This is a genomic window from Pseudomonas atagonensis (assembly GCF_011369485.1).
Lineage (GTDB): Bacteria > Pseudomonadota > Gammaproteobacteria > Pseudomonadales > Pseudomonadaceae > Aquipseudomonas > Aquipseudomonas atagonensis.
The window spans coordinates 80,701-100,025 of the sequence record NZ_VXCA01000007.1; the positions used below are offsets into that span (position 1 = coordinate 80,701).

General features: G+C 60.4%; 15 protein-coding genes. 1 reads left to right on the forward strand and 14 read right to left on the reverse strand.

The genetic code is table 11. The annotated features are described in order from the left end of the window. The first annotated feature begins 19 nt into the window (after positions 1-19). Positions 20-703, forward strand: coding sequence for a hypothetical protein (locus F2P67_RS05220; protein ID WP_166218216.1), 684 nt, complete (start codon positions 20-22; stop codon positions 701-703). Positions 704-768: 65 nt separating this feature from the next. On the opposite strand, the gene F2P67_RS05225 is transcribed toward F2P67_RS05220, so the two are convergent. From F2P67_RS05225 to gcbA, 14 genes are all read right to left on the reverse strand, one after another. Next, positions 769-1,365: a MarC family protein gene (locus F2P67_RS05225; protein WP_025111770.1), complete on the reverse strand. Its 597-nt coding sequence runs from the start codon at positions 1,363-1,365 to the stop codon at positions 769-771. A gap of 63 nt (positions 1,366-1,428) precedes the next feature. Next, on the reverse strand, positions 1,429-4,206 hold the full coding sequence (locus tag F2P67_RS05230) for a response regulator (RefSeq protein ID WP_166218219.1): 2,778 nt from the start codon (positions 4,204-4,206) through the stop codon (positions 1,429-1,431). A gap of 99 nt (positions 4,207-4,305) precedes the next feature. Further along, positions 4,306-5,601 (reverse strand): phosphoribosylamine--glycine ligase, encoded by a 1,296-nt coding sequence (gene purD, locus F2P67_RS05235; RefSeq protein ID WP_166218222.1) that lies wholly within the window; start codon positions 5,599-5,601, stop codon positions 4,306-4,308. A 149-nt stretch (positions 5,602-5,750) separates the two neighbouring features. Further along, positions 5,751-7,358 carry a bifunctional phosphoribosylaminoimidazolecarboxamide formyltransferase/IMP cyclohydrolase gene (purH, locus tag F2P67_RS05240; RefSeq protein ID WP_166218225.1) on the reverse strand — a complete coding sequence of 536 codons (1,608 nt, stop codon included), beginning with the start codon at positions 7,356-7,358 and terminating at the stop codon, positions 5,751-5,753. A gap of 83 nt (positions 7,359-7,441) precedes the next feature. After that, on the reverse strand, positions 7,442-7,762 hold the full coding sequence (gene fis, locus F2P67_RS05245) for a DNA-binding transcriptional regulator Fis (RefSeq protein WP_002555375.1): 321 nt from the start codon (positions 7,760-7,762) through the stop codon (positions 7,442-7,444). Then, complete coding sequence (gene dusB, locus F2P67_RS05250) at positions 7,759-8,769, reverse strand: tRNA dihydrouridine synthase DusB (RefSeq protein WP_166218228.1); 1,011 nt, start codon at positions 8,767-8,769, stop codon at positions 7,759-7,761. The genes fis and dusB overlap by 4 nt, the downstream gene beginning before the upstream one ends. Positions 8,770-8,954: 185 nt before the next feature. Further along, positions 8,955-10,232, reverse strand: coding sequence for a DUF3426 domain-containing protein (locus tag F2P67_RS05255; RefSeq protein ID WP_166218231.1), 1,278 nt, complete (start codon positions 10,230-10,232; stop codon positions 8,955-8,957). Positions 10,233-10,262: 30 nt separating this feature from the next. Further along, the gene (gene prmA / locus F2P67_RS05260) at positions 10,263-11,141 is read right to left on the reverse strand and encodes a 50S ribosomal protein L11 methyltransferase (RefSeq protein ID WP_085684952.1); all 879 of its coding nucleotides are present in this window, start codon (positions 11,139-11,141) and stop codon (positions 10,263-10,265) included. Positions 11,142-11,313: 172 nt separating this feature from the next. Next, positions 11,314-12,672: an acetyl-CoA carboxylase biotin carboxylase subunit gene (gene accC / locus F2P67_RS05265; protein ID WP_166218233.1), complete on the reverse strand. Its 1,359-nt coding sequence runs from the start codon at positions 12,670-12,672 to the stop codon at positions 11,314-11,316. 17 nt (positions 12,673-12,689) lie between these two features. After that, on the reverse strand, positions 12,690-13,151 hold the full coding sequence (gene accB, locus F2P67_RS05270) for an acetyl-CoA carboxylase biotin carboxyl carrier protein (protein ID WP_064585782.1): 462 nt from the start codon (positions 13,149-13,151) through the stop codon (positions 12,690-12,692). Positions 13,152-13,199: 48 nt separating this feature from the next. Continuing rightward, on the reverse strand, positions 13,200-13,652 hold the full coding sequence (gene aroQ / locus F2P67_RS05275; protein WP_093430249.1) for a type II 3-dehydroquinate dehydratase: 453 nt from the start codon (positions 13,650-13,652) through the stop codon (positions 13,200-13,202). A 132-nt stretch (positions 13,653-13,784) separates the two neighbouring features. Next, entirely contained in the window at positions 13,785-15,539 is a 1,755-nt protein-coding gene (locus F2P67_RS05280) for a protein-disulfide reductase DsbD (protein WP_166218236.1), read from the reverse strand. 71 nt (positions 15,540-15,610) lie between these two features. Then, positions 15,611-17,557, reverse strand: a complete 1,947-nt coding sequence (locus tag F2P67_RS05285) for a methyl-accepting chemotaxis protein (protein ID WP_166218239.1) — start codon at positions 17,555-17,557, stop codon at positions 15,611-15,613. 51 nt (positions 17,558-17,608) lie between these two features. Beyond that, positions 17,609-19,279, reverse strand: a complete 1,671-nt coding sequence (gene gcbA / locus F2P67_RS05290) for a diguanylate cyclase GcbA (RefSeq protein WP_166218242.1) — start codon at positions 19,277-19,279, stop codon at positions 17,609-17,611. Positions 19,280-19,325: the final 46 nt, after the last annotated feature.

The following is a 19,325-nucleotide window of genomic DNA, read 5'->3' on the forward strand; positions in this document are numbered from 1 at the left end:
GTTTTTCTGAGTGAATGTTATGAACTACCAAAATTATATAAGTGCCGGGAGCCTGCTGGCGTGCTCTAGTCTATTGTCGAGTGAACGTCTGAACGACATCCTGTCCACGTCGGCCTTTATGCAGATGTCTTCCAGCAATAAATATCCGACGCTTCACGAATTTAAAGAATGGAATGATCGATACGCTCAAGTACTACGTTATTGCCGCTACGTATCCTCTGGACGCCTCACCTTTGAATATTCCTCGACGTCGCAAGATAGAATCTTCACGCCCAAGGGTGTGATTGTAGCCGCGATGGCATCGGAGCTGTCGCCAGAAGAAAAAGACTCGCTCAACTTTATGCTGGAAAGATTCTCTGAGTTGAAAGGCGAGAGTAAGGCTTCGAAAGTCTTCACGCAACGAGCAATTGAGTCAGCAAAGGCCGATGTCAGTGAAGAAAAAACTATTCACCGCATCCGCATTCTGGCAGGTGTTGTTGATGCTGACTCAACTTTGAAGTGTGTGATTTTTAATTTGGCTACTCACCAGCCAATTGAATTTGATTTTTTCAACCAAAACTTTGCACTGGGCGATTTGCTGGGGCACGTCGACACGGAATACTTTGCTGCACGGCTGGATGAAGATTACGCAGAGGAAAAAAGGGTGGCAGTGCTAAAGACACTTGCCGGGCGCGGAGACGAGGAAACTGAAAGGTTGTTCTGAAAGTCGGGTGACTCAATAACAGTTTTAGTTAGGGCGCCTTGATGTTTTTAATCAATGGCATTTACTCAAGGCACCAGATAACCTTTCACCCCGGTAAAGATAATCTGCGCCGCCAATGCGCAAACGAACAATCCCATCAGCCGGCTGACAATCTGCAAGCCCTGATCCCCAAGAATTCGCTCGATACGATTGGAAAGGTAAAGCACCACGCCGACCGTGAAACTGGCCAGCGCAATGCTCATGATGGCGGTGAGTTTATCGTCCCAGTGCGGCTGGCTTACACCCATCACCAGCAGCGCACCGATGGTGCCGGGGCCGACGGTCAGTGGAATCGTCAGCGGGACGATGGTCACGTCCTGCTGCACGTTATCGGCCTGCACCGCCGGTTTTCCCTGGGCCATTCCCAACGCGGAAATGAACAGGACACTGCCGGCGCCAATCCGGAAGGCGTCCACGGTTATCCCGAATACATCGAAAATCACCCGTCCGAACAGGTACAGCAGGACGCTGGAGACCAAGGTCGCGACGGCGACTTTCCAGGCCAGGCGACGTTGTTCCTTGCGCGAGTAACCGCGGGTCAGGCTGATGAAGCAGGACAGCACGAAGAACGGGCTGTAGAGCACCAGCATCTTCAGGTAAACGCTGAACAACACATGGAGCATGGTGCTGGCTCACTGGCAGGGAAGTCGTGGAGGAGTCTATCAGGCACTCGGGCGCCTGTCGGCTCAGGACGGTTGCGTCGTAGTGCGATTCTGTTGATCGCGCTGCGCGACCCAGTGCTCGATCAATTCGCGCAACTGCGACAGCTCCACCGGTTTCGACATGTGGCCGTCCATGCCGGCCTGACGTGCGCGTTCCTTGTGTTCGGCGAGGATGTGCGCGGTCAGGGCGACAATCGGCGTACGTGTGCGCTGGTGGCTGACTTCCCAGGCGCGCAATTGCTGCGTGGCGGAAAAACCGTCAAGAATCGGCATCTCGCAGTCCATCAGCACCAGGTCATAGCGCTGGGCTTTCATTGCCTGCAGTGCTTCTTCGCCGTTACTGGCGGTGTCCGGTTGCAGGTTGAGTTTGCCCAGCATGCCGCGAATCACTTTTGTCGAAATCGTATTGTCTTCGGCAACCAGAATGCGGAAATCGCTCGGCACTTTGGCGGCTGTAGCGGCCGTCACCACTTGCGGCTGGAACACCACCTGGCCTTTGTTGCGCTGGTTCAGTTCGTCCGCGAGGGTGGTTTTCAGTGTGTACCCGGCGACCGGTTTGGCGAGGATGCGTTTGATTCCGGAGTTGCGCGCGATGATCTTGCTCGGCGCATTGCTGATGCCCGTGAGCATGATCAGCAGAATGTCGTGGTTCAGGCTCGGGTCTTCCTTGATCTTCGCGGCCAGTTGCATGCCGGTCATGCCGGGCATGTTCTGATCGAGCAGCACCACATCGAAATAGTCGCGCAGGTGCGCCTTGGTGCGCAGCAACGCCAGCGCTTCCTTGCCCGATGGCACCGCACTTACGTTCAGACCCCATGCGCTGCATTGCTGCACCAGCACTTTGCGGCAGGTGTCGTTGTCGTCGACCACCAGCACCCGCGCGCCCTGTAGCGGACTGTCGAGGTCAGAAGTCGGATGCTCGAGACGATCCGGATCCAGCGGCAGGGTCAGCCATAGCGTACTGCCTTGGGTTGCGCCACTCTTGATGCCGAACTCGCCGTGCATCAAACGGATCAATTGCCGCGCGATCACCAGCCCAAGGTTGCCACCCAAACGGTTGGCCGAGAGGAAGTGCTTGCTGTGCAGTTCCGCGTGCATCAGCGCATCGCGCTCTTCCGCATCCATCGGTTGCCCGCTGTCTTGCACGGCAATGCGCAGGCGCGGTTTGGCGCTGCGCTCGTCGAGGGCGACGACAATCAGCACTTCGCCTTCGTCGGTTTTCTTCAGGGCGTTTTCCAGCAGGCTAAGCAGGGTCTGACGCAGGCGTGTCGGGTCGCCACTGATGACGCGTGGCACCTGTGGCTGGATGAAACTGATGAGTTCGACGTTCTGCTGTTCGGCCTTGGCGCGGTAGATGCTCAGGCAATCGTCGATCAAGGCGTTCAGGTCGAACTGCACATCGTCCAGTTCGATCTGCCCGGACTCGAGCTTGGAGATGTCGAGAATCTCGTTGATCAGGGTCAGCAGTTCGTTGCCGGCGCTGTGGATGGTCTGCACGTAATCACGTTGTTTGACCGACAACGGCGTGCCCAGCAGCAGTTCGGTCATGCCCAGCACACCGTTCATCGGCGTGCGGATTTCGTGGCTGATCTTGGCGAGGAATTCGGCTTTTGCATTGATCTCGGCGTTGCTCGCGGCAAGGTCACGGCTGATGCTGAAACGGCTTTCGGTGATGCTGCGCTGGCGCTCGCCGAGGGCGATGCTCATCAGCAGCCCGCTGACGCAGATGAACGCCATCAGGGTCATGATCAGGCCTTGCGGCGCGACCAGTGTCAGGCCCAACAACGCCGGCAGGATGATCAGCGTGCCGATATTGAATACGACCATTGCCGCGACGAACAACCGCGCCGGACGATAACCTTTTTGCCAGTGGTAGAAGCCGACCAGCAACATGCTCAAACCCGCCAGCGCCACCAATGCATAGGTGATGATGTTCAGCGGCAGGGTGTTGACGAACAGCAGCAACAGGCTGCAGATCACGATGAACAGGATGTCGGCCAGCAGCAGTTTGTTCAGCGGGTGCGGGCCAAGCGGGGCAAAGAAGCGGTAAGCGAACATCAGCCCGGCCGGGGCAGTCAGCAGCAGCGCCAGGTAGGCGCCCGGTGTCTGGATCGCGTGCCAGTTCGGCAACCACGGGCCGGCAAGGTTGAGCAGCAGCAACAGGCTCAGGCCCAGCAAACCTTCACAGACGGCCAGCCACAGACTGCTGCGCGAGCGGGTGTAAGCGTAGCGGATGAGGTTGTGCAGGATCAGCATGGCGAGGCAGCCGAACAGCAAGCCATAGATCAGCGTCTGATTTTGACTGGCCGCGCCCATGACCGCTGATTGCAGGGTGACGTATGGCCGCAACTGGTGATCGGAGACCAGGCGCACGTAGACGTCGAGGGGTTTGTCGCTTTGCGGCAGTGCCAGCATGAAGTCGCTGCTCGGCAGCGGTCGATCGGCTTGTGGCTGGCGGGTGCCGGTATCGCGTTGCTCGATCAGCGTGTCGCCGTCCAGCACGTAAAGATTGAGGCTCGACAAGTCAGGCGCGAAAACACGCAGCACTTGTTCGTGCTTGCCGGGAGCCAGTTTGAAACGAAGCCACAATGCGCCCTCGGGTTCGGCGGCCGTCAGGCGATTGAGGTCGATCGGGCTGAATTGATTGGTGTAGCGGGCAGAGCGGATGTCGCTCAGCTGCAGATTGCCCTGATCGTCAAGCAATACCGACCAGCCACTGCCTTGCGCGGCCTGGGCCGGGAGCATGCAGAGCAAGGTCAACAGCGTGACGGTAAAACTTATGGCGATCCTGAGCCAGCGCACGGCGAAATCCCTTCGTAGGTTGATGCCAGAATATAACGATGCGCAGCGTCGGAACAGTCCGGCAAAGGCACGCGGCCCCCGCCGGAAACAAAGGGTAGCTTATTCCTGGGTTTCGCCACGTTCACGGGCAATGGCGCGGTAGCCAATGTCCTTGCGGTAGAAGCAGCCTTCCCAGTCGATCGCCGCCGCCAGCTTGTACGCCTGCTGCTGAGCTTCACCCACGGTGGCGCCCATGGCAGTGGCGCACAGAACGCGACCACCGGCGGTAACGACCTGACCATCCTTCAGCGCAGTACCGGCGTGGAAGACTTTGCCTTCCAGGCTGGCGGCTGCGTCCAGACCGTTGATCGCCGCGCCCTTGGCGTAATCGCCCGGGTAGCCACCGGCGGCCAGCACGATGCCGACACTTGGCCGTGAATCCCACTGCGCTTCAACCTTGTCCAGCGCTTGCGCCAGTGCGGCTTCGACCAGCAACACCAGGCTCGACTGCAGACGCAGCATCACCGGTTGGGTCTCTGGATCGCCGAAGCGGCAGTTGAACTCGATGACCTTCGGGTTACCGGCCTTGTCGATCATCAGACCGGCGTAGAGGAAACCGGTGTAGACGTTACCTTCCTCGGCCATGCCGCGCACGGTCGGCCAGATCACCAGATCCATCACGCGCTTGTGCACGTCGGCGGTGACTACCGGGGCAGGGGAGTAAGCGCCCATGCCGCCAGTGTTCGGGCCGCTGTCGCCGTCGCCGACACGTTTGTGGTCCTGGCTGGTGGCCATCGGCAGAACGTTTTTGCCGTCGACCATGACGATGAACGAGGCTTCTTCGCCGTCGAGGAATTCTTCGATCACCACGCGTGAACCGGCGTCGCCGAAGGCGTTACCGGCGAGCATATCGCGCACGGCGTCTTCGGCTTCGGCCAGGGTCATGGCGACGATCACGCCTTTACCGGCGGCCAGGCCATCGGCCTTGATCACGATCGGTGCGCCTTTTTCACGCAGATAAGCCAGGGCCGGCTCGATCTCGGTGAAGTTCTGGTAGTCGGCAGTCGGAATCTTGTGACGCGCGAGGAAATCCTTGGTGAAGGCTTTCGAGCCTTCCAGCTGCGCGGCGCCGGCGGTCGGGCCGAAGCAATCCAGACCACGGGAACGGAACAGATCGACGACGCCAGCCACCAGCGGCACTTCCGGGCCGACGATGGTCAGGGAAACGTTTTTCTCGGCGAAGTCGGCCAGTTGCTCAAGGGCCAGCACGTCGATGGCGACGTTCTCGCACTTGGCTTCAATCGCCGTACCGGCGTTGCCCGGCGCGACAAAAACCTTCTGCACACGCTGATCCTGAGCCACTTTCCAGGCCAGAGCGTGTTCACGGCCACCGCTGCCAATGATCAAAACATTCATTTCAAAAACCTCAAAAATCTGTCAGTCGCTGCTGGAGCGCTTTATGTGGGAGCGGGCTTGCTCGCGAAAGCGGTGTGTCAGGCAAAACAGCTGTGACTGACAGATTGCATTCGCGAGCAAGCCCGCTCCCACATTTGGATCGAGTTGAATCAGTGCCGGAAATGACGCATTCCAGTGAACACCATCGCAATCCCTGCCTCATCGGCAGCGGCAATCACTTCAGCATCACGCATCGAGCCGCCTGGCTGGATCACCGCAGTGATACCGACCTTGGCCGCGTTGTCGAGGCCGTCGCGGAACGGGAAGAACGCATCCGATGCCATCACCGAACCAGCGACTTGCAGACCGGCGTGCTCAGCCTTGATCGCGGCAATACGCGCCGAGTTTACGCGGCTCATCTGGCCGGCGCCGACACCGATGGTCTGACGGTTCTTGGCGTAGACGATGGCGTTGGATTTAACGTATTTGGCGACTTTCCAGGCGAAGATCAGGTCATGGATTTCCTGTTCGGTCGGTGCGCGTTTGGTCACCACTTTCAGGTCATCGGCGCTGATCATGCCGATGTCGCGGCTTTGTACCAGCAGGCCGCCGTTGACACGCTTGTAGTCCCAGGCGGCAGCGCGGTCAGCCGACCACTCGCCGCACGCCAGCAGGCGCACGTTGGCTTTGGCCGCCACGATGGCGCGGGCTTCTTCGCTCACGCTTGGGGCGATGATCACTTCAACGAACTGACGATCAACGATGGCTTTTGCAGTCTCGGCGTCCAGTTCACGGTTGAACGCGATGATGCCGCCGAAGGCCGATTCGGTGTCGGTGGCGTAGGCCAGTTCGTAGGCTTGACGGATGCCGCCTTCGGCGTCCGGGCTCACGGCCACGCCGCACGGGTTGGCGTGCTTGACGATCACGCAGGCCGGTTTGACGAAGCTCTTCACGCATTCCAGCGCAGCGTCGGTGTCGGCCACGTTGTTGTACGACAGTTCCTTGCCTTGCAGCTGGGTGGCGGTGGCGATGCCGACTTCGGCAGGCTTGGCTTCAACGTAGAACGCCGCGCTCTGGTGCGGGTTCTCGCCGTAGCGCATTTCCTGCGCCTTGATGAACTGGCTGTTGAAGGTGCGCGGGAACTCGCTGCGACCTTCAGTGCTGAGGGTTTCAGCAGCCTGATTCACGGTGCCCATGTAGTTGGCGATCATGCCGTCGTAGGCAGCGGTGTGTTCGAAGGCCTTGAGCATCAGATCGAAACGCTGTGCGTAGGTCAGGCCGCCGGCCTTGAGGTTTTCCAGAACGTTGGCGTAATCGCTGGCATTCACCACGATGGCCACGTCTTTATGGTTTTTCGCAGCCGAACGGACCATGGTCGGGCCGCCGATGTCGATGTTCTCGATGGCGGTCGGCAGGTCGCAGCCTGGCTTGTTGATGGTGGCTTCGAACGGGTACAGGTTAACGGCAACCAGATCGATCGGCTTGATGCCGTGCTCGTTCATGATCGCGTCGTCGGTACCGCGACGACCGAGGATACCGCCGTGGATTTTCGGGTGCAGGGTTTTCACCCGACCGTCCATCATCTCGGCGAAACCGGTGTAATCCGCGACTTCCACTGCGGCAACACCGTTGTCGCGCAGCAGCTTGAACGTTCCACCGGTGGAGAGGATCTCGACGCCCAGGGCTTCAAGCTCCTTGGCGAATTCGAGGATCCCGGTCTTGTCGGAAACGCTGATCAAGGCGCGGCGGATCGGCAGGCGGGTAGTCTGGTCGGTCATCTCAATTTCCATCAAAAGCAAAGGAAGTCAGCAAAAAAGGCGACCGTTTTTTACGCGGGCGCCTTTCTGGTTTGATTGAATGCTTACAGCAGATCGTACTGCTTGAGTTTCTTGCGCAGCGTGCCGCGGTTGAGTCCCAGCAGCTCACTGGCCTTGGTCTGGTTGCCCTTGACGTAGTTCATCACGCTCTCGAGCAGGGGAGCCTCGACTTCGGACAGCACCAGGTTGTACACATCCGTGACGGACGCGCCCTCAAGGTGGGCGAAATAATTGTGCAGCGCCTTCTCGACACTCCCGCGAAGGGTCTGACCTTCTTCGCTCGGGGTATTGAGGTGCTGTTTCAAATTCACGTTGTCGCTCACGGGTGTTGTTCCACTCACTAAAGTCTCGGTCATCATCGTCATGCGGCCACCCCTTCTTCGTCCCCTGTCAGGCTCTTGTAACGCTCGGCGAAGAACTCCCGAACGTTGGCGCATTGTGTTTCCGTACCATCCAAACGATTGAAGTGGGCGCGAAACTCCTTGGCGCCCGGCAAGGTTGCGAGATACCAGCCCACATGCTTTCGAGCAATGCGTACGCCCATCACGTCCCCATAGAACGCGTGAAGTGCGGCCAGATGCTCTAGCAGAATGTGTTCCACCTCGATCAGCTCCGGTGCCGGCAATTTCTCGCCAGTGCGCAGGAAGTGTTCGATCTCGCGAAAAATCCATGGCCGCCCTTGAGCGGCACGGCCTACCAACAGGCCATCGGCACCGGTCGCGTCAAGCACGTAACGGGCCTTTTCCGGCGAATCGATATCGCCATTGGCAAACACCGGAATCGACACGGCCTGCTTGATCGCGGCAATCGTGTCGTACTCGGCTTCCCCTTTGTACAGATCGGCGCGCGTGCGGCCATGCACTGCCAGCGCGGTGATCCCGGCCTGCTCGGCAATCTTCGCCACGGTCAGACCGTTCTTGTTGTCGCGATCCCATCCGGTGCGGATCTTCAAGGTCACCGGCACATCAACTGCAGACACCACGGCGTGCAGGATCTCGGTGACCAGTGCTTCATCCTTCAACAACGCGGAGCCGGCAGCCTTGTTGCAGACCTTCTTCGCCGGACAACCCATGTTGATATCAATAATCTGTGCGCCCAGTTCGACGTTGGCCCGGGCCGCGTCTGCCAGCATCTGCGCATCGCCACCGGCAATCTGCACCGAGCGTGGCTCGGGATCGCCTTCGTGGATCATGCGCATGCGCGACTTGCGGGTGTTCCACAGGCTCATGTCGCTGGTGACCATTTCCGAGACTACAAGCCCTGCGCCCAATCGCTTGCACAACTGACGAAAGGGCTGATCGGTGACGCCCGCCATCGGGGCGAGGATCAAGCCGTTCTGCAATGTATATGGGCCGATGCGTACCGCCGACATAGGACTTCCCTGAAGTGGGGCCGGATCATGAGAGTTCGAAAAAGGGTTGGCATGATACCCGCTCTCGATGACTGGATAAAGGCTGAATTGAACAAAATCTGAACAGTTATTCCGTTATTGCCAGCGGTTTGGTTGCGCGCAGCAAAGTCAGAAAACCGCCGTCAAATCAGAAACGTTGAAGCGATTCACTCGGGCGAGTGGAAACTCAGGCTGTAATTCACCGCTTTCGGGCCGGGATCGAGAATATCCAGGGCGATGTGGATCGGCGTCTGCGGCGGCATTTCCGCCATGCCCTCAAGGTCGCCATTGAGGTATTCGCCGGGCTTGAAGCGACGACTGGCGATCAGGTGGCCGTTGAGGTCGGCGAAACGCAGTTCCAGCAGAGGGAACGGCTGCGAGAAAGTCGCACGGTTATAGATGATGGCATCCACCACCAGTGCGCCGCTGAACTCCGGATGGCTGCGCACCACCAGGTTGCTGCTCTTGATTTTGGCGATGTCGACCTTGGATGGCACCGTGCAGCCGATCTGCGGGCAAACCTGCTGGAACCACGGGCGATATTGGTCTTGCCGCGCCAGCTCTTCGAAATGGTAGGCGATGTATTGGCCGGCCAATCCACCTGCGGCAATCAGCACCAATAACAGCCAGAGAAGGCGTCGGCCCCACGGCGAACGGCGTTTCTGCCAGTCCAGTTGCAGTGGGTCGTCCGTCAGATCCTGCAAAACTTCGGCGCGCACGCCGGGTTCTGCGCGTTCGCGTTTTTTGCGCACCGGCTCGATCAGTGGCAAATCGTCCTCATCGGCTTCGTCGCTGGCGCAAAAGCGTTCGCGACGGGCATTCGGATCGATCGGATCGTGCAGGCGCAATTGCGGGATGGCGGGCTCGTCATCGAGGTCCACCGGCTCCAGCGACAGCGAAGGTTCAGTGCGAGCGGGTTTTGCCGGCTCGGACTCGACGATGGGCTGTTCGGCTTCATCTTCTTCGGGCTCGGACAGGCGCTCATCGTCGCGGGCGCTGAACAAACTGTCGCGCCAGACCGTTTCATCGGCTTCAGGGCTGTCACGCCGGGCGCTCAGGGATTCTTCGCGCTGACGACCGAGTTCGCTGACCGGTTGAATTTCCCGTTGCTCGAGGCGGGCGAGTTCTTCGTCCAGATCAAGGCTGTCGAGATCCAGTTCGCTGGCGCTCCATTGATTTTGGCTGATGGCGCGCGGCGCGGGCGCCTCGTCGACGGCTGGCGGTTCGGCAGCCGGCAGCGTTTCGACCGGCAGCTCGGCGATCAGCGGCGCGACCGGTGTCACCGCGTCCTTGCCGGCGTGTTGCTCAAGCAGCTGTTTGGCGGCGTTGAACACTTGCAGGCAGGAGCCGCACCGAACCACCCCGCGGGCCACACTCAATTGAGCGTGGCTGACACGGAAACTGGTTTGGCAATGCGGGCACTGGGTGACGAAGCTGTCGGTCATGCGGCGATCCGGTTTATGCAGACGGTCATTTTAGCGCCGACGACCGGTGATGCGCACCCAGCCATCGCGATTGGCGATCGGGTCGAGATCGAAGTCTTGCGCGTAAGCGGCAGCGACTTCCTCACCTTGCTCGGCAAGGATGCCCGACAACGCCAGGCGGCCTCCGGATTTGACCAGGCCGGACAGTTGCGGGGCCAGTGACACCAGCGGGCCGGCGAGAATATTGGCGACCAGTACGTCGGCTTTGACCTGCGGCAGGTCTTCCGGCAGGTACAGCGGGAACAGTTCATCGGCAATGTTGTTGCGCCCGGCGTTGTCGCGCGAGGCTTCCAGCGCCTGCACGTCAATGTCGGTGCCGACGGCTTCTTTCGCGCCGAGCAGCAGGGCAGCAATCGCCAGAATCCCCGAACCGCAACCGAAGTCCAGCACGTTGCAGTCTTTCAGGTCCTGGCCGTCGAGCCACTCCAGGCACAGTGCAGTCGTCGGGTGCGTGCCGGTGCCGAACGCTAGGCCCGGGTCCAGCAGCAGGTTGACCGCGTCCGGCTCCGGCGCGGCGTGCCAGCTCGGCACGATCCACAGGCGCTGGCCGAAACGCATCGGCTGGAAACCGTCCATCCAGCTGCGTTCCCAGTCCTGATCTTCGATGACTTCGCTGTGATGCTCGGGCAGCGGGCTGCCGGTCAGCAGCTCCAGGTGCGCCAGCACCGGGGCGGCTTCGGTACCGCCCTCGAACAAGGCCAGCAAGTGGGTGTGCGCCCACAGCGGGGTGGTGTTGAGTTCCGGTTCGAAGATCGGCTGGTCTTCAGCGTCCATGAAGGTCACCGACACGGCGCCCACTTCAAGGAAAGCGTCTTCGTAGGTTTCGGCTTGTTCCGGGCTGATGGCGAGTCTTACTTGCAGCCAAGGCATGGCGGGCACCTTTGAAAAAATATGATTGCAGCCTAGCGGCCAGCGAGAAGCGCGCAAGTTTACGCGACCGCGCGCAAGAACACGACCGGGTTGGCAGGGCCACAGGTTTTTCGGTGAATTTCAGAAACAACAAAGCCGCCCGAAGGCGGCTTTGTCAGGTGCGGGCTGAAGCTTAGTGCTTCTCGCCAGCCAGCTTGTGCTCGAGGTAGTGAATGTTCACACCGCCCTTGCAGAAGCCTTCGTCGCGAACCAGATCACGGTGCAGCGGGATGTTGGTCTTGATCCCGTCAACCACGATTTCGTCCAGGGCATTGCGCATGCGTGCCATGGCTTCGTCGCGGGTGGCGCCGTAAGTGATCAGCTTGCCGATCAGCGAGTCGTAGTTCGGCGGAACCGCATAACCGCTGTACAGGTGCGAATCGACGCGAACGCCGTTGCCGCCTGGGGCGTGGAAATGCTTGACCGTGCCCGGGCTCGGCATGAAGGTTTTCGGGTCTTCAGCGTTGATCCGGCATTCCAGCGAGTGACCGCGGATAACCACGTCATCCTGCGTGTACGACAGCTTGTTGCCAGCGGCGATGCTGAGCATCTCCTTGACGATGTCGATACCGGTGACCATTTCCGAAACCGGGTGCTCCACCTGAACACGGGTGTTCATTTCGATGAAGTAGAAACGACCGTTCTCGTAAAGGAACTCGAACGTGCCGGCGCCACGGTAGCCGATGTCGATGCACGCCTTGACGCAGCGAGCCAGAACTTCCTGGCGCGCCTGCTCGTCGATGCCCGGTGCCGGCGCTTCTTCGAGAACCTTCTGGTGACGACGTTGCAGCGAGCAATCGCGGTCGCCCAGATGGATGGCGTGACCCTGGCCGTCGGACAGCACCTGCACTTCGACGTGACGCGGGTTGGTCAGGAATTTTTCCAGATAGACCATCGGGTTGCCGAACGCTGCACCCGCTTCGGAGCGGGTCAGTTTCGCCGAGGCGATCAGGTCTTCTTCCTTGTGCACCACGCGCATGCCACGACCACCACCGCCGCCGGCGGCCTTGATGATCACTGGATAGCCGACTTCACGACCGATGCGCAGTGCCGTTTCTTCGTCTTCCGGCAGTGGGCCGTCAGAGCCTGGAACGGTTGGCACGCCTGCTTCGATCATCGCGTGCTTGGCCGATACCTTGTCGCCCATCAGGCGAATGGTGTCGGCTTTCGGGCCGATGAAAGCGAAGCCGGAGTTCTCGACCTGCTCGGCAAAGTCGGCGTTTTCCGCGAGGAAACCGTAACCTGGGTGAATGGCGGTGGCGCCAGTCACTTCAGCGGCAGCGATGATGGCCGGAATGTGCAGGTAAGACTGAGCGGCAGAAGCCGGGCCGATGCAGACGGATTCGTCTGCCAGACCCAGGTGCATCAGCTCTTTGTCGGCCTTGGAGTAAACGGCGACGGTCTTGATGCCCATCTCTTTGCAGGCACGCAGAATCCGCAGGGCGATCTCACCGCGGTTAGCGATCAGAACTTTTTCCAACTTCGCAGTCATCAAAGGCTCTCCGCAGTTCAAACGATGGTGAACAGCGGTTGGTCGTACTCAACCGGCTGGCCGTCTTCGACGAGGATGGATTCGATCACACCGCTGGTTTCAGCTTCGATGTGGTTCATCATCTTCATGGCTTCGACGATGCACAGGGTGTCGCCTTTCTTCACGGTCTGGCCGACTTCAACGAAGGCTGGCGAGGTTGGCGAAGACTTGCGGTAGAAGGTACCTACCATTGGCGAACGGGCCACGGTGCCGTTCAGGGCTGGAGCAGCGGCAGCAGCCGGCGCAGCAGCAACTGGAGCAGCAGCGGCGGCAGGTGCAGCGGCCGGAGCCTGCATCGGCGCCGGCGCGTAGTACTGCTGAGCCGGGGTCTTGCTGTGACGGCTGATACGTACGGACTCTTCGCCTTCCTTGATCTCGAGCTCGTCGATGCCGGACTCTTCCAGCAATTCGATCAGTTTCTTAACTTTACGGATATCCATGAATCATCAACTCCCAAGGGTCGGTCAGGGGCGTTTAACGCTTGTAGTTCAAGCCGTTGCCTGTGTTTCAAGCTGTTCTAGCGCAGCCTCCAGGGCCAGTCGGTAACCGCTGGCGCCAAGGCCGCAGATCACTCCCACCGCTACGTCGGAGAAGTAAGAGTGATGGCGGAAAGGTTCGCGTTTGTGCACGTTGGACAAATGCACTTCGATGAATGGGATGCTCACTCCCAGCAGCGCGTCACGTAATGCGACACTTGTATGCGTAAAAGCTGCTGGATTGATCAGAATGAAATCCACACCTTCGCCGCGTGCAGCGTGGATGCGATCGATCAATTCGTACTCGGCATTGCTTTGCAGATACAGCAGATGGTGGCCGGCTTCACGGGCGCGGCGTTCCAGATCCTGATTGATCTGCGCCAGGGTCGTCGACCCATAGGTGCCCGGTTCGCGGGTGCCGAGCAGGTTCAGGTTGGGGCCGTGCAGCACCAGTAGCGTTGCCATCTGCGTTGTCCTTGTCATGAGTGAGCAAAGTTCAGAACCCGGCGACTATGCCGCAAAGACTTTGTGACTGTCCAGTTCTATGCAATAGCCAGCACGATGGCCGATGTTTGCGCAAAATATGTGACCGAGTGATTAAATCGAGTCACTCGCTTTGGCGACACGTTCCGCGAAGTCCCGCGCATTGATCTCGCCGATCACCCTTGCTTCGCGGCGTTCGTTGCCGTCGCGACCGAAGAACATCAGCGCTGGCGGGCCGAACAGGTTGTAGCGATCAAGCAGCGTGCGCTGTTCGGCATTGCTTGCGGTAATGTCGAAGCGGATCAGTCGATAGCCTTTGAGCTGATAGACGACGTTGGCGTCATTCAGCACTTCGTGTTCGATGACTTTGCAGCTGATGCACCAGTCGGCGTACCAGTCGAGCAGCAGCGGCGTGCCGGTGCTTTTCGCTTCCAGCAGCACGCGATCCAGTTCCGCCGGGGTGCTGACGGTTTGCCATAGGCCACTGTCTTGCGCGGCGCTGTTGTCCTGAACGGTGCGCGGGGCGAGGGGGTTGAGCGGGTCGGTCTGGCCGCTGAATGCGCCGTACCAGCAGGCCAGTGCGTAGAACAGCAGAAACATTCCGAGCAACTGGCCGAGGCGCTTGCGCGGTGGTTTGTAGACGAACTCCAGTGCACCGAGAAACAGTCCGACACCGCCGGCCAGCAGGCCAATCAGCAGCAACGTGATCTGCCCCGGGAGCACCCGGCTGAGCAAGCCGATCGCCAGTCCCAGCAGCAATACGCCAATGCCGTTTTTCACGTACATCATCCACGGCCCGCTCTTTGGCAACCACGCCGCGCCTCCGGTCGCGACGAGCAATAGCGGCGCGCCCATGCCGAGGCCGAGCATGAACAACTTCAAGCCGCCGCCCAGTGCATCACCGCTGGCACTTATATAAAGCAGCGCGCCGGCCAGTGGCGCGGAAACGCACGGCGACACCAGCAGGCTCGAAACCACGCCCAGCACGGCTGCGCCCCACAACGATCCGCCTTCGGTGCGCCCGGCGATGCGGTCGAGACGGCTGCTGATGAAGTGCGGCAGTTTCAATTCGAACACACCGAACATGGCCAGGGCGAACACCGCGAAGAATGTCGCAAACGGTACCAGCACCCACGCCGATTGCAGGCGCGCCTGCAGATTCAGTTGCGCGCCAAACAAACCCATCAGCGCGCCAAGCAGGGCAAAACACGCGGCCATCGGCAGCACGTAGGCAAGCGACAGATTGAAGCCGCGCAAACCACCGACCTGACCGCGCAGTACCACGCCGGAGAGGATCGGCAGCATCGGCAACACGCACGGGGTGAACGTCAGGCCAAGACCTGCGAGGAAAAACAACGCCAGATCACGCCAGTCCCACGCCGTCGTGGCAGGGGCTGAAACACTGGCGGATGCGCTGCCGGCAATGCTCAGGCGTTCGGTTTCCGGCGGGTAACACAGACCCTTGTCGGCACAGCCCTGATAGGTGACCGCGAGGGTAAATGCACGGGCCTCTTCGCGGGGAATTTCGACGTCGAGGATGCCGTGGTAAACCTCGACATCGCCGAAATACTCGTCATGTTTCTGCTCGCCCTTGGGCAGTTGCGCGGCACCGAGTTTCACCTCGAGCGGGTCGGCGCGGAACTGGAAACGGTGGCGATACAGGTAGTAGCCATCGGTGGCGACGAAGCGCAGTTTTATCGATTGCGGCGTGCTCTCGACCAGGCTCAACTGAAACGCTTCGCGTACCGGCAGGAAGTCGGCGCTGTTGTTGACCGAACCCAGCGTGGCGCTGGGTTTGTTGTCGAACAGCCCGGTGGCGTTGGCCGGCAGGGCGAAGACGAAGAACAGCAGGCAGAGCAGGCGGCGCATGACAATCTCGCGTATCGGAAGTGCGGGCATGATAGCCGAGACTCGCCACCGGGTCTTTTGGTGCTGAGGGCTCAGACGCGGAAGGCTTGCACGGCGGTGTGCAATTGTCCGCCGAGTACCAGTAGGTTTTCGCCTTGCTCGCGTCCTGCACCGATGCGCAGCAGGTTATCCCCGCCCAGTTGATGAATCCGTTCGCTGTGATCGCGAATCTCGCTGACTGCGCCGCTCTGTTGGGCAGTGATGTCAGCGATGCGGATCGCGGTATCCGAAATGGTCTGAATCGCGCCGACGATCTTGTCCAGCGCACCGTCCGCCGCTTGCGCCTGATTGGCCGTGGCTTCGGCGTGTTCGACCTGTGCGCGCATGCCTTCCACCGATTGCCGGGCGGCAGTCTGCAGGCCGGCGATCAGCGTCTGGATCTCCGCCGTCGCACCGGCGGTTCGCTGCGCCAGTGAGCGCACTTCCTCGGCCACCACGGCAAAGCCCCGGCCCATTTCCCCGGCGCGTGCCGCTTCGATGGCGGCATTGAGTGCCAGCAGGTTGGTCTGGTCGGCAATCGAGCGAATCACCGTCAGCACGCCGCCGATGGTCGCCGACTCTTCTGCCAGATGCTCAATCATTTGCGCGTTGCCTTGCACCTCGCCGACCAGCGCGTGCAGACCCGTGAGGCTCTGGCCGATGACCGATTGGCCGTGCTCGACAGCCAGACCGGCGTGACGGCTGGCATCGGCGGCCTGACGCGCATCGCCGGCGACCTGTTGAATGGTCGCCTCCAGCTCGCCAAGGGAATCGCGAATCAGCGCGGTATCACCGGCCTGATGCTCGGCGCCGCTGTGCAAGTCGTTGCTCAGCTCGGCGAGGGTGCGGCTGCTGCCGGCGACTTGTTCGGCATTGCCGCGAATTGTCCCGACCAGATCCACCAGATACGCGCGCAGGCGATTGAGCGAGGCTTCGATGTCATGCAGTTCGCGGTTGGTCTTGCCCAGATGAATGTCGCGACTGAAATCCCCTTCGGCCCAGGTCGACAGCGCCGGAGCAAGGTTGGTCAGGGTGCGTGCCAGGCGTCGCTGCAAGGTGTCGATCAGCAATGCGATCAACAGGATCAGGCCGATCATCACGCCTTGCATCAGTCGCACTTCACCCTGAATCTGACCGTGTTGAGCACGCACCACCGGTTCCAGGCCTGCGATGGCCTGCTGCACGGCGGCGATTTTCAGGTGGGTCGCGGTGCTGAGATCGGTGCGTTTCTGGATCTGCTCGCGGGTGCGCGCCAGCTCCGCCGGGTAACGACCGAGCAGGCTGTTGAGTTCGCGTTTGAGGCCGACACCGGCATCTTCGGCGGCGGCTTTTTCTGTGTTTTCAATGCCCATCATGGCGGCGAAATCGTCGCTGCCGGATTCGTTGCTGGCGACCACACCGAGCAGGGGCAGGGCGTCGATCAGTTGCGCCTGGGCGCGAATGTTGTCGACCTCACGCTCAACGTCGACGGCTAGCTCACTGCGCCCGCTACTGACCAGTTTGTCCCGTGCCAGCGACAGTTTGCCCAGATGCTGAGAAGCGTTGAGCAGCGGCGTCGTATACGTCGCATTGCCGTTGGCGTAGGTGCTGAGCTGATCGAGGCTGGCGCTCAATTCGCGTTCGGCCTGCAACAGCAGCGCTTGCGGATCACCGGCTAGTTTGCCGGCGGCGAGCAGGTCGGTTTTGCTGAATTCTTGCAGGCTCGACAGGCTCGGGCGCAGGGTGTCGGCGAGGGCGGGTGGCAGTTCACCGAGTTCCTTCTGCAGGCTGTCGATGGCCTGGCTGGCGCTGCTCAGACGCAGGGCATCGCCGCTGGCGAGGTAGTCCTCGACGTTGCGCGCCACCTCGTTCTGAAATTGCTGCGACAGACCCAGGTAGCGCTCCATCAACAGATACGGGCGCTCCAAGGCCTTTTGCGACCACCACAGCGTGGCGCCGAGGGCCACGCACACGGCGACCAGCAACAGGGTGTTGAGATTGGTGAGCAACTTCAGGCGCATGACGGCTACCAACGGCAGAAATGGTAAGCGCCTGAATTTATTGCGGTTCTGTTACAGGGTTATGACCGAATCGGTCGAATCCGATGAAAAAGTGGCACTTTGCTTTGATTCGCGCGCGGTCTGCACGCGATTGCGTCCGGCACCTTTGGCGCGGTACAGCGCCTCGTCGGCCTGACTGGCCATCATCAGGCTGTCGCAGTCATCGTGCATCTCGACCACGCCGGCACTGAAGGTGCACCACAAATCCTGCGGTTGCGCCGGATAGTGAATTTCGGCAAAGCGCTGGCGGATCTCGTCGAGCACTTTGTGGGCGGCTTCGATATCGGTGTCGGGCATGACGATGGCGAATTCTTCGCCGCCGTAACGGCCGATGAAGTCGGTTTTGCGCAGGCGCTGTTTGAGAAACAGTGCGAGGCTCTTGATCACCCGGTCACCCATCGGGTGGCCGTGGCTGTCGTTGACCCGTTTGAAGTGGTCGATGTCGAGCATCGCGAAACTCAGCGGCTTGTTCTCGCGACGTGCGCGGAACGAGCAGTCTTCGAGCAACTGCAGGATGTGCGTATGGTTGTACAACCCGGTGAGGCTGTCGCGGACCATCCGCGCCTTGAGATTGCGCGCGCGCGCTGCGCGGTTGCGCACGGTGGTGATCAGGTGGCGTGGCTTGATCGGTTTGGTCAGGAAGTCATCGCCGCCCTCGCTCATCGCGTCGAGCTGCTTGTCCAGATCGTCTTCGGCTGACAGATAAATGATCGGCACGCTGACGTAGCGATCATTGTGGCGGATGACTTTGGCCAGTTCGGTGCCAGTGCAGGCCGGCATGTACATGTCGAGGATGATCAAATCCGGCTGGAAATCCGCCAGTTCGGCCATCGCCTGAATCGGTTCGATCAACGTGCGGGTCACGATCCCTGCGCTGTTGAGCAGACGCTCGGTATGCAAGGCCTGGGCGCGCGAATCGTCAATGATCAGCACTTTATAAGGTTCGTACTGGGCGACGCAGGTCAGCACTTCGATCTTTTCCAGCAGACTCGAGGCTTCGAGGGTGCCGGTGAGAAATTCCTGGCCCCCCGCACGCACGGCGGCGAGGCGGGTGGGCGTGTCGGTTTCGTGCAGGCTGAAGAACAGCAGCGGCAGGGGCTCTTCAAGGCCTACCTGAGCCTCGGCGGCGAGTTTCAGGCCGACGCCGGCCCCGCTGAAATCCACGTCCATCACTATCGCCGCTGGCAGGCGTTCGACCATCGATGAGCGAAACGCCGCGACGCTCTCCAGCGCCTGGGCGCTCAAGCCGAAAAATTCCAGTTGTTTGGCCAGACGCTCGGCGCGGTCGTAATCCTGCAGCAATACGTAGATCGGTTTGCGCAGTGGCGGCAGGAACGTCTGGTCGAGTTGATCGCCATGCCGCAGGCCGGTGCGGGACAGGCGCTGCATCAAGCGATTGAGGTCGGTGATCAGACCGCTGCTGAGGCGACCGCGATTGGCATCTACCGCTTCCAGCGACTGGCTGATGTGACGAGCCAGTTGAGTGTGCTCGGGCTGTTCGAAACGCTCGGCGAAACGCAGCAGGCGCAGGTTGGCCTCGCTCAGCTCGGCGAGGTCGGCAGTGGACCACTCACTGCGTTGCAGGCGCTGCCATATCTCAAGAATCTGACGTGCCTGATGAATTACCCGCTGGGCAAAGTGGTGCTTGAGACGCTCACGGCTGGGGTCTTCTGGCTCGGTCATATCCTGACTACTAGTTAGGCTGCATGCTGAGGTCGACTGGTGGCTC